Origin of the sequence: Nodosilinea sp. AN01ver1, from assembly GCF_050565655.1 — a bacterium.
Classification (GTDB): Bacteria; Cyanobacteriota; Cyanobacteriia; order Phormidesmidales; family Phormidesmidaceae; genus Nodosilinea.
Map to the genome: position 1 here is coordinate 53,269 of NZ_JBNXVS010000001.1, position 21,172 is coordinate 74,440.

A 21,172-nucleotide genomic window follows, 5' to 3' on the forward strand; every position below is an offset into this window, starting at 1 on the left:
CTGCCTGAGCTATTCAGAAGGCGGGCTATACGGTACAGATCAAGGGGTTGCCACGTCCACCGCTTGACCTGTGGCTGCCGATCGCTGGGCGGCAGTTGCCACCTGTAGCGTGTAGAGACTGGCCTCGGGAGTGCAGTACAGCGCCTGCCCCGTCAGCAGGTGATCGACAACCTGAGCGGTGTCGGCGGCAAACAGCCCCCGCCGCGACCCGACCTCTAGCGATCGCGTGCCTTGAGCGTCGGTAAGGGTGCCGCGATCGCCCTCAAAACACAAATACCCCTCGTTACCCATCACCTCCAGCCGCCGCCTTGCCTCCCATAATGCTTCGCCCTTGCCGTAGACCACTTCAGCGATTAGCCCTGAAACAAAGGTGAGCTGGGCGGTGCAGAGGCAGGTGGTGTAGCAGGTCATTTCGTCTGGGCCTTGGGTGAGGCCGCCGTAGTGGTTTTGGCAGTAGACCCGCGCCACCGGGCCAAAGCAGTCAATCAGCCGGTGCAGACGAGACAGCGCCCCCACTAAAGGAAAGCCAAACAGCTGAGGGCAGTAGGTCCAGGTGAGGGGGGCGGGGTGGCGTGGGGCCAGCGTGCAGTAGCGGGCGTAGAAGGGCAGACCCACCGCCGCCAGGTGGACTTTGAGGGCGCGGTGGGTGCCCCCTAACAGCTCAATGTGCTCGACGTGCAGCAGGCGCTGTTTGCTCTGGGCCAGGGTGTGCAGCGGCTGGGCTGTATCGGCGTCCAGCGCCAGCGGATACTCGACCACGACGTGACGATTGGCCTCCAAGGCCGCCGCCACTACCGTGCTGTGCTCGCTGTTGATGTGGCAGACCATAATCACGTCTAGGTCGTCGTAGGTAACTAGGTCTTGCCAGCGATCAAGGGCAAGGGCGTTGTACTGTTCGGCAAAGGCCGCCGTTTCAGCGGTGGTGCGCCCGGCTACGGCGACCAGTCGAGCCGAGGCCATACCCTGGAGCGCATCGGCCCGGAGCCGAGCCACAAACCCGGTACCAACCAGGCCCACCCGCACCACATCGCTCTGAATTTTGGAGGTGGTCATGACATCTCTCCTCGCCAGGGTAGCCATCATCGTACGTTTTTCTTCGGTAGAGGGATGGTGCCTGACGAGTTTCTCTGGAATGCTAGGAGCAGTCTTTGCGCACCCCTATGCCATCTTTTGTGCCGCCCTGGTTTTTGCAAAACGGTCTGGCCATGACCCTCTATACTGCTTTGCTAGCTGAGCAACCCTGGCTGCGAAGCCTTGATTTACCCGCAGTGCCCTATCAAGACCATGTCTTTAAGGGGCACGGGGATGTGCCTATTTTTGGCCGCTGGACAGCGCCAAGTCGTCCCAGGGGGACGGTTATTGCCACCTATGGTATTACTGGCAGCTTAGAGAATCAGTGGCAGCTGGAGATTTTGAGCCGCAAGGCCTACCACCGGGGCTACGGCCTGGTGATGTTTGACTGGCGTGCCCACGGTAAAACCGCTGAACTCTCCCCCACACTAACTTCCGACGGCATCTATGAGGGCCATGACTATGTGGCTCTGGCCGCACAGGCTAAGGCTTTGGGCTGTGCGCCACCGTTTTGGTTTGTGGGCTACTCGCTGAGCGGGCAGCTGGCGCTTTGGGGAGCCAGAGCGGCGATGGATTTGTCAAGCGATCGCAATTTGTCACCGGGTGACGTTGGTGGTGTGGCGGTGGTGTGCCCTAGCCTCGACTCCAATCGATCGCTGCGCTACCTGACCGCCGACCCGTTAGGCAAATACCTGGAGCGATCGATCGCGCAAGAACTCAAGCGGCTGGCCCAGCGGCTGCATCAGCTGCACCCCGACCATTTTGATCTGGCCGCGATCGATCGCGCCAACAGCATTTGGGGTTTCGACCACGAGCTGGTGATTGAGCGGCTGGGGTTTGCCAGTGTAGAAGACTACTACGAGGCCAGCAGTCCCCTGCCGTTTATGGCCGACCTGAGCATTCCCACCCTGATTCTCTACGCCGCCGATGACCCGCTGTTTAGCCCTGAGATCATCCCCGACCTGAAGCGGGTTTGTGCGGCCAACCCCAAGATCGACCTGGTGCTGACTGACTACGGTGGGCACGTGGGCTACTACAGCAGCAGCGATGGACAGCGGCAGGCGGGGGATAGCGACCCCTGGTGGGCGTGGAACCGAGCGCTGGATTGGGTCGATCGACAGACGGCCTGAGGGATTAGTTCGCCTTATCTTGAACCAGTAGTAAGGGATGAGCGAGTCAGATTAGCTTCAAGGTCGCGATCGCCGCAGCTGTTGAACACATAGGGGTACCACAATCAAATCGATCAGCACATGAAAAACCGTAAACGGGTTGGCGTGGAGTTCTAAAAAACGAATGACTCCTAGAACCCCGCCGATGCTGGGTAAAATAGCGCCCCACCACAGGGGCGATCGCCCTGGTCGCAGCAACCGTGCCCCGATCGCAAAGTAGGCAAGGCCAAACAGCACAGCGCCAACGACATGAAATCTGGCCCCGTAAACCTGGAGCTGAATGACATGGGTAACCCCTGAAGTCATTAACAATACCGCAGCCCAGGTTCTGGATTTCAATATCAACCTACTCTGAATCGGAGTAAACGTCAGGGCTGAAAAAGCCTAAACCTGCTCCGCCATAGAAGAGACATAACTTCTGTCGCGAAGTTAGCGCGGCGAGCAGGCAAGGCAATTAGATTTTAGTCTTTAGGGTGCGTCGGCACTTAGTCTGACGTACCCTAGGCGATGGCAAACTGAGTCAGCGATGGTTTAAAACAGACGCAGAATGAGCGGGTAGCGAAACACGGTATTGGGCTGAGTGAGGCTGTAAAAGATGGCGATAATGGGCATGATGAAGTTCACAATGCCCAGCACAACCAGCAGCGGAATACCGATCAAGATCCAGGCCAAAACACCCGCGATCGCCCACCAGACCCACATATTGATGTGAAAGTTGATCGCTTCTTTGGCGCTTTCTTTAATGACTGAATCGTTAGAAATCAGCAGAATGGCGATGGGAACGCCAACAGCAAGCACCAGGGTATTGAAGAAGATAGAGCCGTGGCTGACGGCAGACAAAATTTTGCGGGTGCCGGTGTCTTCGGTGGAATGCATGGGGAGTCTCCTAAGTTAAAGAATTTTGGCTTTGCGATTTTGGATTTTGGTGGATAATCCTCCGAGAAGGGCTAGTCGGTCTGCTCGCGCAGTTCGGCGGTTTTGACGCGCACGGTCATGGGGCGATCGCCGCGCTGAATTTCTAGCTCTAGCGCATCGCCAATTTTGGTATTTTCGACCTTAATTTGCAGCCCGTCGGCGCTGCGAATAGGGGTGCCATTCACCTGCAAAATCACGTCGCCGCGCCGCAGGCCCGCCGCCGCTGCGGGGGTGCCCTCCAGCACCCGAATCACCAGCACTCCGTTCACCTCGGGCAGATACATGCCGGAGTTAATATCTGCGTTGTTGAGCCGGGCCTGTTCGGGGGTAAGGTTGGCAATCTGCACGCCGATGTAGGGGTGGGCGACGGTTTCGCCCCGCGCCAGCATGTCTTTAATTTCCTTGGCCTTGTTGATGGGGATCGCAAAGCCAATGCCCATGGCGTCGGCGCGAATGGCGGTGTTGATGCCGATCACCTCGCCCCGCTGGTTGACCAGCGGGCCGCCGGAGTTGCCGGGGTTAATCGCGGCATCGGTCTGGATAAACTCCAGCCGCTTGCCGGGGATGCCAACGGAACTGCTGGTGCGCTTGAGGGTGCTGACGATGCCCAGGGTAACGGTGTTGTCGAGGCCCAGGGGGTTGCCAACGGCGATCGCCCAGTCGCCCACCTCCACCGCATCTGAGTCGCCCAGGGTGGCTACGGGCAAAACATCGTCCTCACCATCGTCAATTTTGACCACGGCCAGGTCAGTCACTTCGTCAAAGCCTTCGACCACAGCGTCAAAGCTGCGACCGTCTTTGAGGGTAACGACCACCCGGTCGGCTCCGTTGACCACGTGGGCATTGGTGAGAATATTGCCGGTGTTGTCGATGATGAACCCTGACCCCTGACCCCGCAGTAGTTCTTCCTGGGGCTGCCGAGGAAAGCCGCCGCCAAAGAAATCCCGTAAAAAAGGATCCTCATAGATCGGATCCCGAGCCTGACGGGTGATGGTCTTTTCGGTGTCGATGCGGACCACCGCCGGACCCACCTGGCGCACCGCAGCGGCCACAAAACTTTCGCCACCAATCGCCTCTGTCGCTGCAGAGGGCGCTGGCGATTGGGCATAGGCGGGAGGCGCGACGGCCCCCGTCCACATCATCACAGTGGCAGCGATCGCCACCAGCAAACGTTTCAGGGGAATCCAGAGTCCTTTCAAGGGAGCAAGCCTCATAAACGCAACTTCACAACAGCAAGGGGGCGCAACAGCAAGGGGGTAGTATTCCGTTGATTACCAAAATTGTTTCACAAGAGCCTACCCGCTGTCAGAGGGGGATACCGAACTTTCAGGTGGGCTAGGCCGAAGGCCCGCATTTAGTAGCATGATGGAGAAATTAATGTACCGTTTGACGCTATGAGCACAGCCGAGACCATTTATGAAATAGTAAAAGCCCTGCCAGAGGAAAAAGCTCATCTAGTGCTGGTGTTCACCCAGTTTGTTCAGCAGCAGCAAAAATTGGTCACATACCCCATTCCTAAAGGCACTCTAACTGGACTGCGTGGAATCGCAAAGCCTTCTGGCGATTTGCCCAGTGACAAGGAAATTACTGACAATTACATGGACTATTTGATTGAGAAGTATCAACGAAGGTTTTAATTGATACAAATGTTGTATTAGACGTCGTTCTAGAACGAGAACCTTTTGTAGAGACAGCCAATACTCTCTTTGCTTTGATTGAAGCAGGTAGACTTCAGGGCTATATTACAGCCACGACCATTACCAACATCTTTTACATTGTGCGCAAGCTCAAAGGACGGGAAGTAGCCCTAGAGGCTATTGCTAAGCTCCTGCGGGGAATGGTTTTGTGCAGCGTAACTCATCAAGTTATTCAGCTAGCACTGACCCTAAGTTTGGATGATTTTGAGGATGGCGTACAACTGGCCTGTGCAGCTAGCGAGGCTCTAGATGCGATAGTCACGCGCGATCAGAATGATTTTCAGGAAGCAGGTTTTACGGTACTGTCTGCAGCTGATTTAGTCATGCAACTTACATCAGAATAATTAGAACTAGCTGCTAGCCTGATCTCTATGACCCCTCTCAAGGCTGAGGCGAGATTTGGCATAATTTGCTACGCTTTTGGCGCTGCAAGCTTACCGACATAATGACTGCCAACTACATCATGGCCCTTGACCTGGGCACCACCGGCAACCGAGCGATTATTTTTGACCGGGAGGGCGCGATCGCAGGTCAGGCCTACCGTGAGCTAACCCAGTACTATCCGCAGCCGGGCTGGGTTGAGCACAACGCTCGCGAAATTTGGGAAGAAATTGAGTGGGCCATTGGGTCTGCCATTTCTAAAGCCGGGCTCAAGCCCACTGATATTGCCGCCATTGGCCTGACCGTACAGCGCGAAACCTGCCTGCTGTGGGACAGCCGCACCGGGAAACCCCTGGCCAACGCTATTGTCTGGCAAGACCGCCGTACGGCACCCCTGTGCAACCAGCTGCGCGAAGCCGGTAAGGCCGAGGAAATCTACGATCGCACCGGTCTGGTGCTCGACGCCTACTTTTCGGCTACCAAACTGGCCTGGCTGCTGGAGCAGGCTAAGAAAGAAATGGACCCCCCTGCGGACTTTGACCAGGTGCTGGCGGGCACCGTGGATAGCTGGGTGCTGTGGAACCTGACCGGGCGGCAGGTGCACGCCACCGACCACAGCAACGCCAGCCGCACCATGTTGCTCAATATCGCCAGCGGCCAGTGGGATGACACCCTGCTGTCACTGTTCGACATTCCGCCCCACATGATGCCTGCGATCAAGCCCAGTATTGGCGTGTTTGGCCACACCGATGCTGGGCTTTTTGGAGCCGAAATTCCGATTACGGCTATTTTTGGCGATCAGCAGGCCGCTCTCTACGGCCACGGCTGCGATCGCCCCGGCCTGCTCAAGTGCACCTACGGCACTGGCGCGTTTCTGGTGTCCCACACGGGCGATGACGTAGTGCGATCGCAGAATCAGCTGCTCTCCACTGTGGCCTGGTCAGAGGCGACGGGCGATGCGAAGCAGCCCCACATTGGCTATGCGATCGAGGGCAGCATGTTCACCGCTGGGGCCTGCATTCAGTGGCTGCGCGACGGCCTACAGGTGATCTCCAGCGCCGCCGAAACCGAAATTGTCGCCCGACAAGCCGCCGACAATGGCGGGGTTTATTTTGTGCCCGCCCTCAGCGGTCTCGGTGCCCCCCATTGGGACATGAGCGCTCGTGGTGCGTTTTTGGGACTGACGCGCGGGGTCCAGCGTGAGCATATGGTGCGGGCGGTGCTAGAGGCGATCGCCTACGAAGTCAAAGAAGTCGTCGATGCCGTCAATCAGGATAGCGGCACCCCGATTCGCCAGCTCAAGGTCGACGGCGGGGCCTGCAACAACGACTTTCTGATGCAGTTTCAGGCCGATGTGCTGGGCATTCCGGTCGAGCGGCCCCAGGTGCTCGATGTCACCGCCCAGGGTGCAGCCTTTGCCGCCGGTTTAGCCGTCGGTTTCTGGAATGACTACCGCACCCTAGTGGAGAGCCGTCCCATCGATCGCGTGTTCGAGCCCGGTGCGGGGCAGAGCACTGCTCAAGAGAACTTCGGAATGTGGATGAAAGCCGTTGAACGCGCCAAAAACTGGGCTTGCTAGCCGTCAGAGCTGCAGCCAGTGGAATTCCCGCTAATCTAAGGGGAATATTCCTCTTTGCCGCTGCTACCATGCCCGACTCTATCCACGACGTCAGCCTTACGCCTGCCCCGACAGCCAGTTCCGTCTCACAACCGCCAACCGCCCCCTCCGAAGCGGAAATGTGGGACATTGTTGAGCATCACCTGGTGCGCTACGGCGGTAGTTTTGCGCCCCGGTTGATCGAGCGGGCGCGAGGCAGCTATCTGTACGATCGCCAGGGCCGCAAAATTCTCGACTTCACCTCCGGGCAAATGTGCGCCACCCTGGGCCACAACCACCCCGATGTCGTGCAAGCCATCCATAAAGCCTGTGAGGACGTGCTGCACCTGTTCAGCGGCATGCTGTCGCCAGCGGTGGTCGAGCTGGCCCAGTCGCTCTGTCAGATCTTGCCGCCAAACCTGCAAAAGGCTCTGTTTCTCAACACCGGCAGCGAGGCCAACGAAGCCGCCCTGCGTATGGCCAAGCTGCATACCGGCGGCTTTGAGGTGGTCGGGTTGAGTGCCTCCTGGCACGGCATGACCGCCGGGGCTGGGGCCAGCACCTTTGTCTCGGCCCGCCAGGGCTACGGGCCTACCATTCCCGGCAACCTGGCCCTGCCCACGCCCAACTGCTACCGCTGCCCCATTCGCCACTGCCAAGACCAGTGCGATATGACCTGCCTGGAGGTGGGGTTTGACCTGGTAGACAGCCAGTCGGTGGGGGCCTATGCCGCCGTGATTGCCGAGCCGGTGCTCAGCGCCGGGGGCGTCGTGGAGCCACCCGAGGGCTACTTTCAGCGGTTGCAGGCCTACTGCCAGGAGCGGGGTATGCTGCTGATTTTAGATGAAGCCCAAACCGCCTTTGGTCGCCTGGGCAGCTTCTTTGCCTTTGAACAATTGGGCATGGTGCCCGACATTCTGGCCCTGTCAAAGACCCTGGGGGGTGGTCTGCCGCTGGCCGCAACCGTCACCAGCGAGGCGATCGAGGCCGACTGCTACGAGAAAGGCTTTGTTTTCTACACCTCCCACGTGTCTGACCCCATGCCAGCGCAAGTCGGACTGGCGGTGCTGCGGGTATTGACCCAGCAAAACTTGGCGGAGCGAGCCGTGACGATGGGAACTTACTTGAAAGATGGCCTGCTCAAGCTCAAGGATCGCTACGAGGCAATCGGCGATGTGCGCGGTCATGGCCTGCTGCTGGGGGTAGAGCTGGTGAAAGATCGCACCACCCGCACACCCGACCCCGAAACCGGGGCCGCCATTACCCGCCGCTGCCTGGAACTGGGGCTGAGCATGAACATTACCGCCCTCCCCGGCATGGGCGCAGTGTGGCGCATCGCCCCGCCGCTCACCGTGACCCAGACAGAACTGGATGAAGGATTAGCCATTTTGGAGCAGGCGATCGGAGACTGTCTGTAACTGAGAAGCTCCCGTCGGCGTAGCGTAAACTGATGAATAGTTTTCTAAGGCCTTGGTGCTATGCCCAAGACTCCGCTGCAAACGCCGCTGCATCAGCTTTACGATGAGGACTTTGTCCGCTGGGTCGAGGCTACTGTTGCCTGTCTAAAAACGCGAGATGTTGATCAACTCGACTGGGAAGGGCTGATTGAGGAGATTGAGGACTTGGGTAAGTCAGCCAGGCGAGAACTAGAGAGTCGCCTCAGCGTTTTGCTCGTCCATTTACTCAAGCGCTGCTACGTCAACTCACCCAATGACTATCGCGGTTGGCAGCTGACGATTGTGGAGCAACGCAACGCCCTCAAGCGGTTGCTCAAACAATCCCCCAGCCTTAAAGGCTACTTTCAGAACGTGCTGGATGAGGTCTATCAGGATGCTTCAGCAGAAGCCTCAACCGCTTACCCTACTAGCGAATTCCCCAATGCATATCCCTACAACAGAGATCTACAAGCGTTACTAACCGAGGAACCCTGGCGTTAAAGTACCCCTCACTCATCCACCCATCCACCCCCTCGCCCGCCACCTCCCCATGAAGATTCTGCTGGTTGATGACGAAGTAGAACTGGCTGACCCGCTGAGCCGCCTGCTCAGCCGTGAGGGATATGAAGTCGATGTTGCTACAGATGGAGAAACGGGTCGTGATCTGGCCGGGCAGGGTGGCTACGACCTGCTGATTCTCGACTGGATGCTGCCGGGGTTGAGCGGGCTGGAGATTTGTAGAGAGGTGCGATCGCGCCACGACAGCACCCCCGTTCTCTTTCTCACCGCCAAAGACACCCTTAACGATCGCGTCGATGGCCTCGACGCCGGAGCCGACGACTACCTGGTCAAGCCCTTCGAGCTGCGCGAACTGCTGGCGCGGGTGCGGGCGCTGCTGCGGCGATCGCCCAATCTAGAGTCAGCCCCCCCCTCTCGCCTCACCTACGGCGATCTAATTCTGGATGAAGCCAACCAGCGCGCCCACCGCCAGGGCCAGCCCGCCGAACTCTCCGAAAAAGAGACCCGCCTACTGGCCTACCTGCTGCGCCACGCCAATCAGGTGCTCACCCACGAGCAAATTTACCAGGGCGTTTGGGGCGATCAAGAAGCCCCCAGCAGCAATGTAGTCGCCGCCCAAATGCGCCTGCTGCGCCGCAAGATTGAGCCCAAAGGCACGCTGCCCATTATTCATACGGTTTACGGCAAGGGCTATCGGCTGGGCGGATAGCCAATTTTGAATTTTGAACTCTGAATTCGGTACTCCATTGAGGTTCAAAATTCAAAACCTCGACCCCGGCTGCTGCAAAAACTTTGCTTCTTCTGGTGTTGTTTCTCGCCCCAGCACTTCATTGCGGTGGGGAAAGCGGCCAAAGCGCTGAATCACGTCTCGGTGGCGCAGGGCGTAGTCGAGGGTGGATTCAAGTTTTTCGGGATCGGCAGCGTGGAGCGATCGCACCACTTCCACGCTGCGCTCCTGATCGGCCAAATTCTCGCTGTGCTCCAAAGGCAGGTAAAAAAACATGCGCTCCACCGGCAGCACCTGCTGGTCGTAGCCGCGATCGAGGGCGTAGTAGGCGGTGGCCAGGGCGGCGCGATCGCCCGCAAAACTTTTCGCCTTCCCTCGAAACAGATTGCGCGGAAACTGATCGAGCAGCAGCACCAGGGCCAGGCAGGAGCGGGGCTGCGATCGCCAAGTGTCCAGTTCACCCGCGATCGCCCGTTCCACATCCCCTAAAAATCGCTGCCGAATCGCATCATCAAAGGCTGAGTCTTTCTTAAACCACACCTTGCGCTGCTGACCATACTCCCCCTCCGGATCCGCCGAATCCCCAAACCAAAACCGCAGAATCTCCTCTACCCGCTCCATCTCACTCACCCCGCCACATAATCTGATTCTCCCCCCTCTCCCCTGCCCTCTCACACACCCACGCACCTGCCCATCCACCCATCCACCCATCCACCCATCCATTCCCCATCTAACTCAAAACCAACGGATCCATCGCATAATCCTCCCACCCCTGATGAAAGCGCTCCGATATATAAGGGGTCAGCACAAACTGCGGCGAGTCATCCCCCCTAACATCGATGCGCACAAACGAATAGGGCCGCCGCCGCTCGGTTTTGTGGCCCGTCAGCCCCATATACAGCTGCGACTTGGCCACCAGCCGAAACGCTACCTGCCCGTCGGGATCGGTGCCGAGGGGTTCGTAGAGCATGGTGCCTTCGGGCCGCTGCCGCCTGAGACTGAGGCCGCTGCCGCCGCAGACCACATAGTTCATGTGGCTGTCGGCGTAGCCTGTGGCCTCGGTTTTGAGGTATTCAAAGCAGTGGGCATGGCCGTTGAGCACCAGGTTGACCGGGGGGCGATCGGTGCTAATTTCGGGCACCGCCGCCGCCACCTGATCGAGCACCCAGCGCAGGTTTTGGCGAATGGCCATGGTCTGGGCCTGGCCCCACTTGGTAGCCTCCGTCACGTAGGGCGGGTGGTGAAAAAAAAGCACGCGCCCCCGCGCCGACTTGTCCTGCCAGGAGGCGATTAGCCCGTCCCGCAGCCACAGCAGCTGCTCGGTATCGACCAGCGTGGTTGGCCCCGGGTTGGCCTGTTTCTCAATATCCAGCAGCATTTCTTCTAGCTGCTCGACTTTGGCCTGGAGGTCGTCGAGGCGCTCCTGGGTGTGCGGGTCGCCGGGCTGTAGATGAATAGCCTCGTCGCGCACCTGCTGCTGCTCGCGCAGAATGGCCTGCCGCTGGGCCACAAGCTGCTGGTGGTAGCGGCTGCTGCTCGTTCGCTGGGGCGACAGTGCCGGGTCGTTAAAGGTGCTGGAGTCGAGGGCAAAGAAGTCGATGCCGCCGTAGCGAAAGGTGTAGTAGCGGTTGGGCAGGCGGGTAAACTGCCCCGGCTGATAGCGCAGTCCCCAGGTTTTGTCATCCCAGGGGCCGTAGTGGCGATCGAGGTGGGCCGCCAGCTCATCGTCTGACAGCCCTCTCAAATAATCCAAAAAAGCGCGGGCGTAGGCATCGCCCACCCCAGAGCCGCGCCAGCCCACATTGGGGTTGAGGTTGAGCCGCAGCAGCTTGCGGATGGGCCGGGTTAGCTGCACCAAAATGCTGTAGAGCCTGGGCAAGTTGTAGTAGTCGTGGTTGCCCGGCACGGCCAAAAACGGAAACCGAAACAGCATTTCGTCAAAGGCCACCTGATTGGGGCGATCGCCCCCCACCAGCCACTCCCGGTAGGGCTTGATAAAATTTTCTGGATACTGTTCGCTAGAGCCGACCTGGTACACCACATCGCCCGTGTGCAGTAAAAAGCGGCAGTCTTGCAGATGGGGCAGCATCTGCTGGGCCACCCGGCGCTGGGGGTGGTGGTCGGGGTGCGGCCCAGAGCCGCTGTCGCCAATCACCAGAAATGAGAATTCTCTATCCTCGCTGCGGCCATCGTCTAAAATCAGGCGGGTTTGGTCGATTTGGCGTTCCCTCAGGGCCGGGTGCTGCCAACACACGCGCTCCTTCATTTTGGCGACTTTGAGCAAAATGGGCGGGTCAAGAATGGAAGCCATGGGTCCTGCCAATGATGGTTGCGTGGCGGTAAATAGCTGGCCTAACGAAAAAGCGCCGTAAACTCAGGGTAAACTGACTTCCTTAAAATTGCTCTTCACCCATGCCTCTCGATTCTATCCACGCCGTTATTCGCCAGCTAGAGCAGCAGCCCCGCTGGCGCAGTCGGGGGCAGTTTCGGCAGGTGCTCAACCACTGGACGGCTGTAGTCGGCGAAGGGGTAGCCCGACAGGCGGCCCCGGTGCGCCTCGACCAGGACGTGCTGCATGTGGCGGTGGTCAACCCCATGTGGGCGCAGACGCTGACCCTGGAGCGCCTGCGCATTCTGGCCAAGCTCAACGATCGCCTCAACCTCAACCTCAGCGACATTCGCTTCTCTAGCGGCGACTGGTACCGGCAAAGTAAGGCCGGTAAAATCACCGCTGCCCCAGCTTCAGCTCCCGCAGAGTTGCCCGAGTGGCTGCGGCAGCACCCCAGCTACGAACCCCGAGCTATTCCGCGATCGCTCCAGCGGCCCCAAACGCCCGCAGAAAGCTTTGAGCGCTGGGCAGGCATGACCCAGCAGCTGTCCGCCCAGCAGCCCCTTTGCCCCCAGTGCCAGTGCCACTGCCCCATAGGTGAACTCAAGCGCTGGGGACGGTGCAGCATTTGCGCCGTCAAAAATCTTAAAGGCCCGGTGGGAAGGCATTCTGTATAACGGGCTTAACGCCAAATACCTGAGCAAAGCTAGCGATAACGACGGGCTGCACCGCCTCCACCGTAATGCCTGGACAAAACTGGGCCAGGCTGCCCACCGGTTTGTCGGCAATGCCACAGGGGGCGATCGCAGCAAACCCGCTCAAATCAGGGCATACGTTCAGCGCAAAGCCATGCATCGTCACCCAGCGACTGACCTTAATGCCGATTGCAGCCAGCTTATGGTTGCCCACCCAAACCCCGGTCAGCCCCGCCTGCCGCCCCGCCGCTATGCCAAAGGCGGCCAGGGTTTGAATCAGCACTTCTTCTAGCTGACGCAGGTACCAGTGCAGGTCGCTCTGGTGCTGCTTGAGGTTGAGAATGGGGTAGCCCACCAGCTGACCGGGGCAGTGGTGGGTCACTTCGCCGCCCCGCTCGGTGCGAAACAGCGGGTAGGGCAGCGCCTCGGCAGGCATCTTGAGATGATCTAGCGTTGAGCCCTGGCCCAGGGTGTACACCCCAGGGTGCTCAACCAGCAGCAGGCGATCGGGCTGAGGCGAGTCGCGGTGACTCTGCACTAAGTTTTTTTGCAATGTCCAAACATCGGCAAAGGGCATTAACCCCAGGCTGTAGACATCGCAGAATGGGCTTGATCCCCAACCGTTTTGCTCCATGCTTGTCAACCGTAAATTAGCGCAAATGCTCTATTTCTCAGGGTTTAGCAATCAAGAATTATCAACCCATGCAAAGGATTCTAACGGACGCTGTTGTGCAGAATACAAGGTGTTAGGGTGAAACCATGAGCCGACGTATCAAGGAGTCCGCTTTATGAAGCTGGTAATCCATGGCAGAAATATTGAGATCACAGACGCGATTCGGGAGCATGTAGAGCAAAAAATCCTCAAGGCGGTGAGCCACTTCAAACACCTCACCAACGAAGTAGACGTTCATTTGTCTGTTGCCAAAAACCCCAGAATTGGGGCCAGTCAGTCCGCCGAAGTCACGCTGTTTGTAGACGGTGCCGTTGTCAGAGCCCAGGAAAGTAGCGAAAACCTCTACGCCAGCATCGACCTGGTCGCCGACAAAATCAGTCGTCAGCTGCGCAAGTTCAAGGAAAAGCGCAACAACCGCATGCAGGGCAATTTGGGCAAAACGACCGAAGCCTATCTCAACGAAGCCCCGACCACCGATGTTACCCACGTGCTCAGCACCAGTGAGCCTCAGCTGCCCGACGAGGTCATTCGCACCAAGTACTTTGCCATGGCCCCTATGACCGTGACAGAAGCTCTGGAGCAACTGGCCTTAATCGATCACGATTTCTACATGTTTCTCAACGCAGAAACCCAGGAAATGAACGTGATCTATGAGCGCAACCACGGCGGCTATGGCCTAATTCAACCCCGCAAGGCCAACCAAAACGGTCACTTCAACGGCAACGGCAGCAAGGCTAAGCACCCGGCTGAAGCTACTGCCCATAGCTAGTCCCTGGCGTTTATCGCCAATACCAAGCCCCAGATTTCGCTAAGAAACCTGGGGCTTTTGTTTTTGAATGACAGTTTCTTAGCTGGCGGAAGTGGCCGACAGCAGGGGTTCTACACCGCCCTGAGCATCGAGGGCAAACAGATCGTCGCAGCCGCCTACGTGGTGATCGTTGATAAAGATTTGCGGCAGCGATCGCCGTCCGTTCGCCCGCTTAGACATTTCGCTGCGGGCTGCCTCATCCCCGTCAATGCAGTATTCGGTGTAGTCAATACCCTTTTGATCGAGCAGCCGCTTGGCGCGAATGCAGAAGGGACAGCTGCTCCAGGTATAAATTTCGACGGTGGGGTTCATGGCACGCCTCCGGGCAATGTTTCAAGTTCTTTACATTATCTTAGTCTTTTACGTTAGCTAGGTGTAAGGGCCGCAGGTTTGAGGTTTTAGGTCAATTCCCCTCGTCCTACCCTGAGAACCCTCAAACCCAAACGCCGCTAGCCGCTTCCTTTTAGCGCGTGGGCGATCGCATCCACCACCCGCGATACCGCCACAATCTCCAATCCGTCCACCTTCACCGACTGCCCCTTGGGCACGATCGCCCGCTTGAAGCCCAGCTTGGCCGCCTCCTTTAGCCGCAGCTCCAGCTGCGAGATGGGCCGCACCTGGCCGCCCAGCCCCACTTCGCCGATCAGCACCAGTTCAGGGTCGACCAGGCGATCGCGAAAGCTGGCCACCACCGAAATCGCCACGCCCAGATCCGCCGCCGGTTCCCCCACCGCCAGCCCCCCCGACGAGGCCACATAGGCATCCAGCTTAGAGAGCGGAATGCCCACCCGCTTTTCTAGCACCGCCAAAATTTGCAGCAGCCGGTTGTACTCAATGCCCGTAGTGGAACGCCGGGGTGAGCTGTAGCTGGTGGGGCTAACCAGCGACTGTAGTTCTACCACCAGGGGGCGGGTGCCCTCACAGGCGACGATGGTGGCAATGCCCGGCACCTGCTCATCGCGGTTGCCCAAAAACAGCGCTGAGGGGTTGCTGATCTCGGCCAGACCGCGATCGACCATTTCAAACACCCCCAGCTCGTGGGTGGCCCCAAAGCGGTTTTTCACCGATCGCAGTAAGCGGTGGCTGGCAAAGCGATCGCCCTCAAAGTACAGCACCGTATCGACCAGGTGCTCCAGCACTTTCGGGCCTGCGATCGCCCCCTCCTTGGTTACGTGTCCCACAATAAACAGCGAAATATTCGCCCGCTTCGCCAGCTGCATCAGCGCGGACGTGCATTCCCGCACCTGCGAAACCGACCCCGGTGCCGAAGTCAGTGCCGCGTAGTACAGCGCCTGAATACTGTCGATGATTGCCACCGTTGGCTTCAGCGACTCCAGCTCCATCAAAATCGTTTCCAGGTCAATCTCCGGCAGCAAAAACAGCTGCGAATCCACCGCCTCCAGCCCAGAGGGCTCGTAGTCTTCTGGATCCTCAACTAATTCTTTTTTTGCCCTTTGCCCTTTGCCTTTTGCCTTCTCTCCCCCACTCCTCTCATTCTCTCCGGCCCCCACCGGCCCCAACCGCTGCCATCGCAGCTTTACCTGCTGGCCCGACTCTTCGGCACACACGTACAGCACCCGCTGTCGGGCCGCCAGCTGGTTGGCCACCTGCAAAAGCAGCGTTGACTTGCCAATGCCAGGATCACCCCCCAGCAGCACCAGTGATCCTGGCACAATGCCGCCCCCCAGCACCCGATCTAGCTCACCGTAGCCCGAGGGCAGCCGCGCCTGAGGATGATCCTGGATTTGGTTGAGGGTCATCGCCAGGCGCGGCTGGCTGGCCTTAGTGGCGGTAGACGTACCCCGACTACGCCCCAGTGCCGAAGCCCTCGCCGTGGTTTCCTTGGCCGGTTGCACCTGCTCTACTAAAGAGTTCCAGCTGTTGCAAACCGGGCAGCGACCAAAATACTGAGGCGACTCTGCCCCACATTCATTGCAGATGAAAATTGAGCGCGACTTCGCCATTGCCACCTTTCTATGACTGAGTTAGACCACTCTGTAATGTCGCCAGCAGTACCGTTAGACCGCAACAAACCTTAAAAAAGCTTGAAGCACAGGTATTTCTGGCATTCAGCATGAATCAATACACAATAGAATAAACAAATGTTTCAGGCCCTGCCTCAGCAGCAGCTGGGGCCACCTTGCCAGCGGGGCCTCTTGCCACACAGCGCAATCGACTAATTAGCTTTCAAAAGTTAATCATTAAACGTTGCGATTATTTATAGAATATGACGTTACGTAGGGAGCTTTGAAAGCCTTGGAAAACAACAAAGAAAAAATTCTTGTGGTCGACGATGAAGCTAGCATTCGGCGCATCCTCGAAACTCGCCTGTCGATGATTGGCTACGACGTTGTCACCGCTGCCGATGGCGAAGAAGCCCTGGAAACCTTTCGCAATGCCGCCCCCGACCTGGTGGTGCTCGATGTAATGATGCCCAAGCTCGATGGCTACGGCGTTTGCCAGGAGCTGCGCAAAGAATCTGATATTCCTATTATTATGCTCACGGCCCTGGGCGATGTGGCCGATCGCATCACCGGCCTAGAGCTGGGAGCCGACGACTATGTAGTCAAGCCCTTCTCGCCCAAAGAGCTAGAGGCCCGCATTCGCTCGGTGCTGCGACGGGTCGATAAAACCGGCATGACCGGCATTCCCAGCTCCGGCGTCATCTCCGTCAATACCATTCGCATCGATACCAACAAGCGCCAGGTCTACAAGGGCGACGAGCGCATTCGTCTGACTGGCATGGAGTTTAGCCTGCTTGAGCTGCTGGTCAGTCGATCTGGTGAGCCCTTCTCCCGCTCCGAAATTTTGCAAGAAGTCTGGGGCTACACCCCCGAGCGCCACGTCGACACCCGCGTGGTCGATGTGCATATCTCGCGGCTGCGGGCCAAGCTCGAAGACGACCCTAGCAACCCCGAACTCATTCTCACGGCCCGAGGTACCGGTTACCTGTTTCAGCGGATAGTGGAACCGGGCGAAGAATAGTCGGCAGGGTAGTCTGCTAGAATTTGCTCAGGTTTTTAACAGATTTAGCAGATGGGTTTTAACCGGGCACGCATTGCCATTGACGCGATGGGGGGCGACTTTGCCCCTGGCGAAATTGTCGCAGGGGCCATTCGCGCCAAGGCTGAGCTAGATGTCGATGTCGCCCTGGTCGGCGATATCGATCAAATCAAGGCTTCTACGGCCAATGTCGATCAGCTCCAGGGTATCGAGCTTGTGCCCGCCGAAGGCAGTATTGAAATGCACGAAGAGCCCCTCAGCGCTCTGCGTCGCAAGCCCCAGGCCTCAATTAACGTGGCGATGGATTTGGTCAAGCGCAACGAGGCCGATGCCGTCGTATCGGCAGGGCACTCGGGGGCGGCGATGGCGGCCGCTTTGCTGCGTCTGGGACGGCTCAAGGGCATCGACCGCCCGGCGATCGGGGCCGTATTCCCGACCGTTGTGGCCAATAAATCGGTGCTGATTTTAGACGTGGGGGCTAACGTAGACTGCCGACCCAAGTATCTAGAACAGTTCGCCATGATGGGCACCATCTACTCGCGCTACGTGCTTGGGGTTGAGCACCCCCGCGTCGGGCTGATCAACATTGGCGAAGAGCCCAGCAAAGGCAACGATGCCGCCCTCAGAGCCCACCAGCTTTTAGAAGAAAACCCCAACATTCCCTTTGCGGGCAATGCCGAGGGGCGCGATATTCTCTCCGGGCAGTTTGATGTGGTGGTCTGCGACGGCTTTGTCGGCAACGTGCTGCTCAAGTTTGCTGAGGCCGTAGGCGAGTCGGTGCTGCAAATTTTGCGCGAAGAGCTACCCCAGGGCGTGCGTGGCAAAGTTGGAGCCTCAATTTTGAAGCCTAACCTGCGCCGCATCAAGCAGCGGGTAGACCATGCCGAACACGGCGGTGGTTTGCTGCTGGGGGTCGCTGGGGTCACGGTGATTAGCCACGGTAGCTCCCAAGCGCCGTCGGTATTCAACGCCATTCGCCTGGCCAAAGAAGCCGTCGACAACCGCGTTCAAGACCGCATTCAGGCTCAGTATCAGCGGGTAGCCATGCCCGCAGCAGACGGAGAATAACCCGTGGAACAGTTTATGCCCGGTGTGTCACTGGTGGGCAGTGGTTCGGCCTGTCTAACCGTACAACTCACCAATGACGAGCTCAGCCAGCGCGTTGATACCTCCGACGAGTGGATTGCGGCCCGTACCGGCATTCGTCAGCGTCACTTAGCTGCGGCTACAGATTCCCTCTCGTCCCTCGCGACTGAAGCTGCTCGAAATGCTCTGGCTATGGCCGATCAGAGCGCCGAGGAGGTGGATTTAATTCTGCTCGCTACCTCAACGCCTGACGACCTATTTGGCACCGCCTGCCAGGTGCAGGCAGCCTTGGGCGCTACCCGAGCCGTAGCTTTTGATCTCACGGCTGCCTGCTCTGGGTTTGTGTTTGCCCTAGTCACGGCGGCGCAGTACATTCGCACCGGCGTGTTTAAGACCGTAGTGGTGATTGGAGCCGATGTACTCTCTCGCTGGACTGACTGGGACGATCGCACCACCTGTGTGCTGTTTGGCGATGGAGCCGGGGCGGTGGTGCTGCGGGCGGCTGAGCGCGATCGCCTGCTGGGCTTTGAGCTGTGCAGCGACGGCACCCTCAACCACTGCCTTAACTTGGCCTATCAACCCGAACCAGCCCCACTGGTGGGGAATATTAATGTTCAGATGGGCACCTTCTCGCCGATCACGATGAACGGGCGCGAGGTTTATAAATTTGCCGTCAGCCGCGTTCCCGAAGTGATCGAAAAAGCCCTTTTCCGGGCCAGTCTAACCACTGCCGATATTGACTGGATGGTGCTGCACCAGGCCAATCAGCGCATTCTCGATGCCGTAGCCGATCGCCTCGGTGTTCCCTCCGATCGCGTAGTCAGCAATATGGCCCGCCACGGCAACACCTCTGCCGCCTCCATCCCTCTCGCCCTCGACGAAGCCGTGCGGGCGGGTAAAATTCAGCCCGGCGATGTCATCGCTACCGCTGGGTTTGGGGCCGGCCTTACCTGGGGTTCTGCCATTCTTCAGTGGCTCTAACCGCACCTGTTTCAGGCGAACGTTTTGTGAGACAGTATTGCTTTGCAGAGTAAGTAAGGTACTGGCATGGCAAACGCAGCGTGGGTGTTTCCTGGGCAGGGGTCCCAGGCGGTTGGCATGGGAGCAGACTTAGCAACAGTTTCCCTGGCCCAGGAGCGCTTCGCCCAGGCTCAGTCGGTGCTGGGTTGGTCGGTGCTCGACATCGTGCAAGATGCCGATGACAAGGTCTCCAGCACGCTCTACACCCAACCCTGTCTCTATGTCATCGAAAGCATTCTGGTTGACCTGCTTAAAGCCAAGGGTCACCAACCTGCCGTAGTAGCAGGCCACAGCTTGGGAGAATACGTAGCACTCTACGCTGCCGGAGTCTTTGATTTCGCTACCGGGCTGACCCTGGTGCAGCGCCGGGCCGAGCTGATGGCCCAGACATCTGACGGCATGATGGCGGCTCTGCTGGGCTTTGATGCCGATGAACTGGCCACTAAAATTGAGGCGACGCCTGGAGTCGTATTAGCCAACGACAACAATCCTGGTCAGGTAGTCATTTCAGGAACGCCTGAGGCCGTCACCGCCGTTATGGAAGGTGTAAAGGCCAAGCGCGCCGTGAAGCTGAATGTCAGCGGAGCCTTCCACTCGCCGCTAATGGCGGATGCTGCCGCTACCTTTCAGCAGGTGCTAGAGCCAGTACCCTTCGCTTCCGCCCAGGTGCCGGTGCTCTCTAACGTCGACCCTACCCCTGCTACCGATGGGACGGTGCTGAAACAGCGCCTGGTGCAGCAGATGACCGGCTCAGTGCGCTGGCGCGAAATTACGCTGGCACTGCCAAACTTAGGAATTGATGCGGTGGTAGAAGTAGGGCCAGGCAACGTGCTGACCGGGCTCACCAAGCGCACCTGCAAAGAGCTAGCGCTGGTGAATGTGGGCAATTTGGAGCAGGTAAACGGTTTCATGCACTAAGAAAAACTCTGCCACGCAGCCCTGCCATGACTTCAAAATCACAAATCCAAACTCCATAATCACCCTGATGAGCCGCGATCGCGAACCGCCCGTCAATCTGCTGTGGTACCACCTATTTAAATGGTCGGTGGTGAGTCCTATGCTGGGCCTGTATTTTCGGGGTCGGGTCTATGGTGCCGATCAGGTACCCAAAACTGGCCCCCTGATTGTGGTGGCCAACCACGCCAGCGACTTCGACCCGCCGCTGCTCTCCGCCGCCGTGCGCCGCCCGGTGTCCTACATGGCCAAAGAAGAGCTGTTTGAGGTGCCCGTACTAAAGCAGGCCATTCGCCTCTATGGAGCGTATCCGGTCAAGCGAGGCAGTGCCGATCGCAGCGCCATTCGTGAGGCCCTCAAGCAGCTTGAGCAGGGCTGGGCCGTGGGCATCTTTCTGCAGGGCACCCGCACGCCCGATGGTCGCATTCCAGAGCCAAAAATTGGGGCAGCGCTGATTGCCGCCAAAGCTCAAGCCCCGCTGCTGCCCGTCAGCCTCTGGGGTACCCAGCGTATTTTCAAAAAAGGGTCTGCGATCCCGCGCCCTGTGCCCCTCACCATTCGCATTGGTACTCCGATCGCCCCGCCCCTCTCCAACGACCGAGCCGGGTTGGAATCAATCACGGCTGCGTGCGCCGCCGAAATTCACCGCCTCCATGACCTAGGCCGTTAGCGCTCTTCCTACTCACTTACTCATCATCCCTTCACCCACCCCCTCTCCCATCTGATAGCCTAAAACAGACCCGCGATCGCACCTCCTGCCACCATGACCCAAGACCTTAAGCACGAACTCGCAGAAATGGTTGCCCCCGCCGACTGGGCCTGGATTAGCCCCCACGCCAACCGAGGGGCCGTCGTGGTAGTCGATCAAAGTTTGGATCTAGCTGAGGTGGGAGTCGCGATCGCTACCGACAATGTCACTGTGGTCAATCGCTGGATTGCTGAGGCCCTGCTCACCAAACCCTCACCCTTTCAGCTCGAAATTTGGGATCAAACGGCTAAAAAACAGTTTCAATCCCTGATCGTGCAACCCTTTGTGCTAGTGCAGGATCCTGCTGCTGATGAAAACTGAGGAGCATCAGAGTGAGAGTTCCC

24 protein-coding genes are annotated in these 21,172 nt (G+C 58.4%); 15 read left to right on the forward strand and 9 right to left on the reverse strand.

Annotated elements, in window-relative coordinates; translation table 11 throughout:
* Positions 1-39: 39 nt before the first annotated feature.
* Positions 40-1,053 (reverse strand): Gfo/Idh/MocA family protein, encoded by a 1,014-nt coding sequence (locus ACQ4N7_RS00250; RefSeq protein ID WP_430709620.1) that lies wholly within the window; start codon positions 1,051-1,053, stop codon positions 40-42.
* Positions 1,054-1,160: 107 nt separating this feature from the next.
* Between ACQ4N7_RS00250 and ACQ4N7_RS00255 the strand changes: the two genes are divergently transcribed.
* Complete coding sequence (locus tag ACQ4N7_RS00255; RefSeq protein ID WP_430709621.1) at positions 1,161-2,201, forward strand: YheT family hydrolase; 1,041 nt, start codon at positions 1,161-1,163, stop codon at positions 2,199-2,201.
* 57 nt (positions 2,202-2,258) lie between these two features.
* Here the strand turns inward: ACQ4N7_RS00255 and ACQ4N7_RS00260 are convergent, their stop codons facing one another.
* The 3 genes from ACQ4N7_RS00260 to ACQ4N7_RS00270 form a co-directional block, all read right to left on the reverse strand.
* Positions 2,259-2,546, reverse strand: coding sequence for a hypothetical protein (locus ACQ4N7_RS00260; RefSeq protein WP_430709622.1), 288 nt, complete (start codon positions 2,544-2,546; stop codon positions 2,259-2,261).
* Between the two features lie 225 nt (positions 2,547-2,771).
* The gene (locus ACQ4N7_RS00265) at positions 2,772-3,116 is read right to left on the reverse strand and encodes a DUF4870 domain-containing protein (protein ID WP_430709623.1); all 345 of its coding nucleotides are present in this window, start codon (positions 3,114-3,116) and stop codon (positions 2,772-2,774) included.
* Between the two features lie 71 nt (positions 3,117-3,187).
* Complete coding sequence (locus ACQ4N7_RS00270; protein ID WP_430709624.1) at positions 3,188-4,369, reverse strand: HhoA/HhoB/HtrA family serine endopeptidase; 1,182 nt, start codon at positions 4,367-4,369, stop codon at positions 3,188-3,190.
* 180 nt (positions 4,370-4,549) lie between these two features.
* On the opposite strand from ACQ4N7_RS00270, the gene ACQ4N7_RS00275 reads away from it, so the two are divergent.
* The 6 genes from ACQ4N7_RS00275 (at position 4,550) to rppA (ending at position 9,494) form a co-directional block, all read left to right on the forward strand.
* Complete coding sequence (locus ACQ4N7_RS00275) at positions 4,550-4,792, forward strand: DUF2281 domain-containing protein (RefSeq protein ID WP_430709625.1); 243 nt, start codon at positions 4,550-4,552, stop codon at positions 4,790-4,792.
* Positions 4,792-5,196 (forward strand): PIN domain-containing protein, encoded by a 405-nt coding sequence (locus ACQ4N7_RS00280; RefSeq protein ID WP_430710050.1) that lies wholly within the window; start codon positions 4,792-4,794, stop codon positions 5,194-5,196. The genes ACQ4N7_RS00275 and ACQ4N7_RS00280 overlap by 1 nt, the downstream gene beginning before the upstream one ends.
* Positions 5,197-5,297: 101 nt before the next feature.
* Positions 5,298-6,812, forward strand: coding sequence for a glycerol kinase GlpK (gene glpK / locus ACQ4N7_RS00285; RefSeq protein WP_430709626.1), 1,515 nt, complete (start codon positions 5,298-5,300; stop codon positions 6,810-6,812).
* A gap of 68 nt (positions 6,813-6,880) precedes the next feature.
* The gene (locus ACQ4N7_RS00290; RefSeq protein WP_430709627.1) at positions 6,881-8,248 is read left to right on the forward strand and encodes an aspartate aminotransferase family protein; all 1,368 of its coding nucleotides are present in this window, start codon (positions 6,881-6,883) and stop codon (positions 8,246-8,248) included.
* A gap of 60 nt (positions 8,249-8,308) precedes the next feature.
* The gene (locus ACQ4N7_RS00295) at positions 8,309-8,767 is read left to right on the forward strand and encodes a DUF29 domain-containing protein (RefSeq protein ID WP_430709628.1); all 459 of its coding nucleotides are present in this window, start codon (positions 8,309-8,311) and stop codon (positions 8,765-8,767) included.
* 49 nt (positions 8,768-8,816) lie between these two features.
* Positions 8,817-9,494, forward strand: coding sequence for a two-component system response regulator RppA (rppA, locus tag ACQ4N7_RS00300; protein ID WP_430709629.1), 678 nt, complete (start codon positions 8,817-8,819; stop codon positions 9,492-9,494).
* 51 nt (positions 9,495-9,545) lie between these two features.
* On the opposite strand, the gene ACQ4N7_RS00305 is transcribed toward rppA, so the two are convergent.
* Together ACQ4N7_RS00305 and ACQ4N7_RS00310 are read right to left on the reverse strand one after the other, a co-directional pair.
* Positions 9,546-10,133 (reverse strand): DUF924 family protein, encoded by a 588-nt coding sequence (locus tag ACQ4N7_RS00305; protein ID WP_430709630.1) that lies wholly within the window; start codon positions 10,131-10,133, stop codon positions 9,546-9,548.
* A 109-nt stretch (positions 10,134-10,242) separates the two neighbouring features.
* Complete coding sequence (locus ACQ4N7_RS00310) at positions 10,243-11,823, reverse strand: metallophosphoesterase family protein (protein ID WP_430709631.1); 1,581 nt, start codon at positions 11,821-11,823, stop codon at positions 10,243-10,245.
* Positions 11,824-11,924: 101 nt separating this feature from the next.
* Between ACQ4N7_RS00310 and ACQ4N7_RS00315 the strand changes: the two genes are divergently transcribed.
* Positions 11,925-12,518: a DciA family protein gene (locus tag ACQ4N7_RS00315; protein ID WP_430709632.1), complete on the forward strand. Its 594-nt coding sequence runs from the start codon at positions 11,925-11,927 to the stop codon at positions 12,516-12,518.
* On the opposite strand, the gene lipB is transcribed toward ACQ4N7_RS00315, so the two are convergent.
* Positions 12,487-13,170 carry a lipoyl(octanoyl) transferase LipB gene (gene lipB / locus ACQ4N7_RS00320; RefSeq protein WP_430709633.1) on the reverse strand — a complete coding sequence of 228 codons (684 nt, stop codon included), beginning with the start codon at positions 13,168-13,170 and terminating at the stop codon, positions 12,487-12,489. The two genes, ACQ4N7_RS00315 and lipB, sit on opposite strands and share 32 nt — an antisense overlap.
* Before the next feature lie 154 nt (positions 13,171-13,324).
* On the opposite strand from lipB, the gene hpf reads away from it, so the two are divergent.
* Positions 13,325-13,978, forward strand: coding sequence for a ribosome hibernation-promoting factor, HPF/YfiA family (hpf, locus tag ACQ4N7_RS00325; protein ID WP_430709634.1), 654 nt, complete (start codon positions 13,325-13,327; stop codon positions 13,976-13,978).
* A gap of 78 nt (positions 13,979-14,056) precedes the next feature.
* Here hpf and grxC read toward each other — a convergent pair whose 3' ends face one another.
* Both grxC and radA read right to left on the reverse strand, forming a co-directional pair.
* Entirely contained in the window at positions 14,057-14,329 is a 273-nt protein-coding gene (grxC, locus tag ACQ4N7_RS00330) for a glutaredoxin 3 (RefSeq protein WP_430709635.1), read from the reverse strand.
* A gap of 137 nt (positions 14,330-14,466) precedes the next feature.
* Positions 14,467-15,981 (reverse strand): DNA repair protein RadA, encoded by a 1,515-nt coding sequence (gene radA / locus ACQ4N7_RS00335; RefSeq protein WP_430709637.1) that lies wholly within the window; start codon positions 15,979-15,981, stop codon positions 14,467-14,469.
* 292 nt (positions 15,982-16,273) lie between these two features.
* On the opposite strand from radA, the gene rpaB reads away from it, so the two are divergent.
* The 6 genes from rpaB (at position 16,274) to ACQ4N7_RS00365 (ending at position 21,149) form a co-directional block, all read left to right on the forward strand.
* On the forward strand, positions 16,274-17,002 hold the full coding sequence (gene rpaB / locus ACQ4N7_RS00340; RefSeq protein WP_026072530.1) for a response regulator transcription factor RpaB: 729 nt from the start codon (positions 16,274-16,276) through the stop codon (positions 17,000-17,002).
* 51 nt (positions 17,003-17,053) lie between these two features.
* Complete coding sequence (gene plsX, locus ACQ4N7_RS00345) at positions 17,054-18,088, forward strand: phosphate acyltransferase PlsX (RefSeq protein WP_430709638.1); 1,035 nt, start codon at positions 17,054-17,056, stop codon at positions 18,086-18,088.
* A gap of 15 nt (positions 18,089-18,103) precedes the next feature.
* A complete protein-coding gene (locus ACQ4N7_RS00350; RefSeq protein ID WP_430710051.1) occupies positions 18,104-19,087 on the forward strand; it encodes a beta-ketoacyl-ACP synthase III in 984 nt (327 codons plus the stop codon).
* Between the two features lie 66 nt (positions 19,088-19,153).
* Entirely contained in the window at positions 19,154-20,044 is an 891-nt protein-coding gene (gene fabD / locus ACQ4N7_RS00355) for an ACP S-malonyltransferase (RefSeq protein WP_430709639.1), read from the forward strand.
* A 67-nt stretch (positions 20,045-20,111) separates the two neighbouring features.
* Positions 20,112-20,750 carry a lysophospholipid acyltransferase family protein gene (locus ACQ4N7_RS00360; RefSeq protein ID WP_430709640.1) on the forward strand — a complete coding sequence of 213 codons (639 nt, stop codon included), beginning with the start codon at positions 20,112-20,114 and terminating at the stop codon, positions 20,748-20,750.
* Between the two features lie 93 nt (positions 20,751-20,843).
* Positions 20,844-21,149, forward strand: a complete 306-nt coding sequence (locus ACQ4N7_RS00365) for a DUF2288 domain-containing protein (RefSeq protein ID WP_430709641.1) — start codon at positions 20,844-20,846, stop codon at positions 21,147-21,149.
* Positions 21,150-21,172 lie beyond the last annotated feature (23 nt).

Bases quoted from the DNA above. Each gene is read 5' to 3' on its own strand.
- fabD (WP_430709639.1), top strand. From the start codon at position 19,154: ATGGCAAACGCAGCGTGGGTGTTTCCTGGGCAGGGGTCCCAGGCGGTT.
- ACQ4N7_RS00255 (WP_430709621.1), top strand. From the start codon at position 1,161: ATGCCATCTTTTGTGCCGCCCTGGTTTTTGCAAAACGGTCTGGCCATG.
- ACQ4N7_RS00270 (WP_430709624.1), bottom strand. From the start codon at position 4,369: ATGAGGCTTGCTCCCTTGAAAGGACTCTGGATTCCCCTGAAACGTTTG.
- plsX (WP_430709638.1), top strand. From the start codon at position 17,054: ATGGGTTTTAACCGGGCACGCATTGCCATTGACGCGATGGGGGGCGAC.
- hpf (WP_430709634.1), top strand. From the start codon at position 13,325: ATGAAGCTGGTAATCCATGGCAGAAATATTGAGATCACAGACGCGATT.
- radA (WP_430709637.1), bottom strand. From the start codon at position 15,981: ATGGCGAAGTCGCGCTCAATTTTCATCTGCAATGAATGTGGGGCAGAG.
- lipB (WP_430709633.1), bottom strand. From the start codon at position 13,170: ATGGAGCAAAACGGTTGGGGATCAAGCCCATTCTGCGATGTCTACAGC.
- ACQ4N7_RS00310 (WP_430709631.1), bottom strand. From the start codon at position 11,823: ATGGCTTCCATTCTTGACCCGCCCATTTTGCTCAAAGTCGCCAAAATG.
- ACQ4N7_RS00360 (WP_430709640.1), top strand. From the start codon at position 20,112: ATGAGCCGCGATCGCGAACCGCCCGTCAATCTGCTGTGGTACCACCTA.
- ACQ4N7_RS00290 (WP_430709627.1), top strand. From the start codon at position 6,881: ATGCCCGACTCTATCCACGACGTCAGCCTTACGCCTGCCCCGACAGCC.
- ACQ4N7_RS00265 (WP_430709623.1), bottom strand. From the start codon at position 3,116: ATGCATTCCACCGAAGACACCGGCACCCGCAAAATTTTGTCTGCCGTC.
- ACQ4N7_RS00275 (WP_430709625.1), top strand. From the start codon at position 4,550: ATGAGCACAGCCGAGACCATTTATGAAATAGTAAAAGCCCTGCCAGAG.
- glpK (WP_430709626.1), top strand. From the start codon at position 5,298: ATGACTGCCAACTACATCATGGCCCTTGACCTGGGCACCACCGGCAAC.
- ACQ4N7_RS00250 (WP_430709620.1), bottom strand. From the start codon at position 1,053: ATGACCACCTCCAAAATTCAGAGCGATGTGGTGCGGGTGGGCCTGGTT.
- ACQ4N7_RS00350 (WP_430710051.1), top strand. From the start codon at position 18,104: ATGCCCGGTGTGTCACTGGTGGGCAGTGGTTCGGCCTGTCTAACCGTA.
- ACQ4N7_RS00305 (WP_430709630.1), bottom strand. From the start codon at position 10,133: ATGGAGCGGGTAGAGGAGATTCTGCGGTTTTGGTTTGGGGATTCGGCG.
- ACQ4N7_RS00295 (WP_430709628.1), top strand. From the start codon at position 8,309: ATGCCCAAGACTCCGCTGCAAACGCCGCTGCATCAGCTTTACGATGAG.
- grxC (WP_430709635.1), bottom strand. From the start codon at position 14,329: ATGAACCCCACCGTCGAAATTTATACCTGGAGCAGCTGTCCCTTCTGC.
- rppA (WP_430709629.1), top strand. From the start codon at position 8,817: ATGAAGATTCTGCTGGTTGATGACGAAGTAGAACTGGCTGACCCGCTG.
- ACQ4N7_RS00315 (WP_430709632.1), top strand. From the start codon at position 11,925: ATGCCTCTCGATTCTATCCACGCCGTTATTCGCCAGCTAGAGCAGCAG.
- ACQ4N7_RS00260 (WP_430709622.1), bottom strand. From the start codon at position 2,546: ATGACTTCAGGGGTTACCCATGTCATTCAGCTCCAGGTTTACGGGGCC.
- ACQ4N7_RS00365 (WP_430709641.1), top strand. From the start codon at position 20,844: ATGACCCAAGACCTTAAGCACGAACTCGCAGAAATGGTTGCCCCCGCC.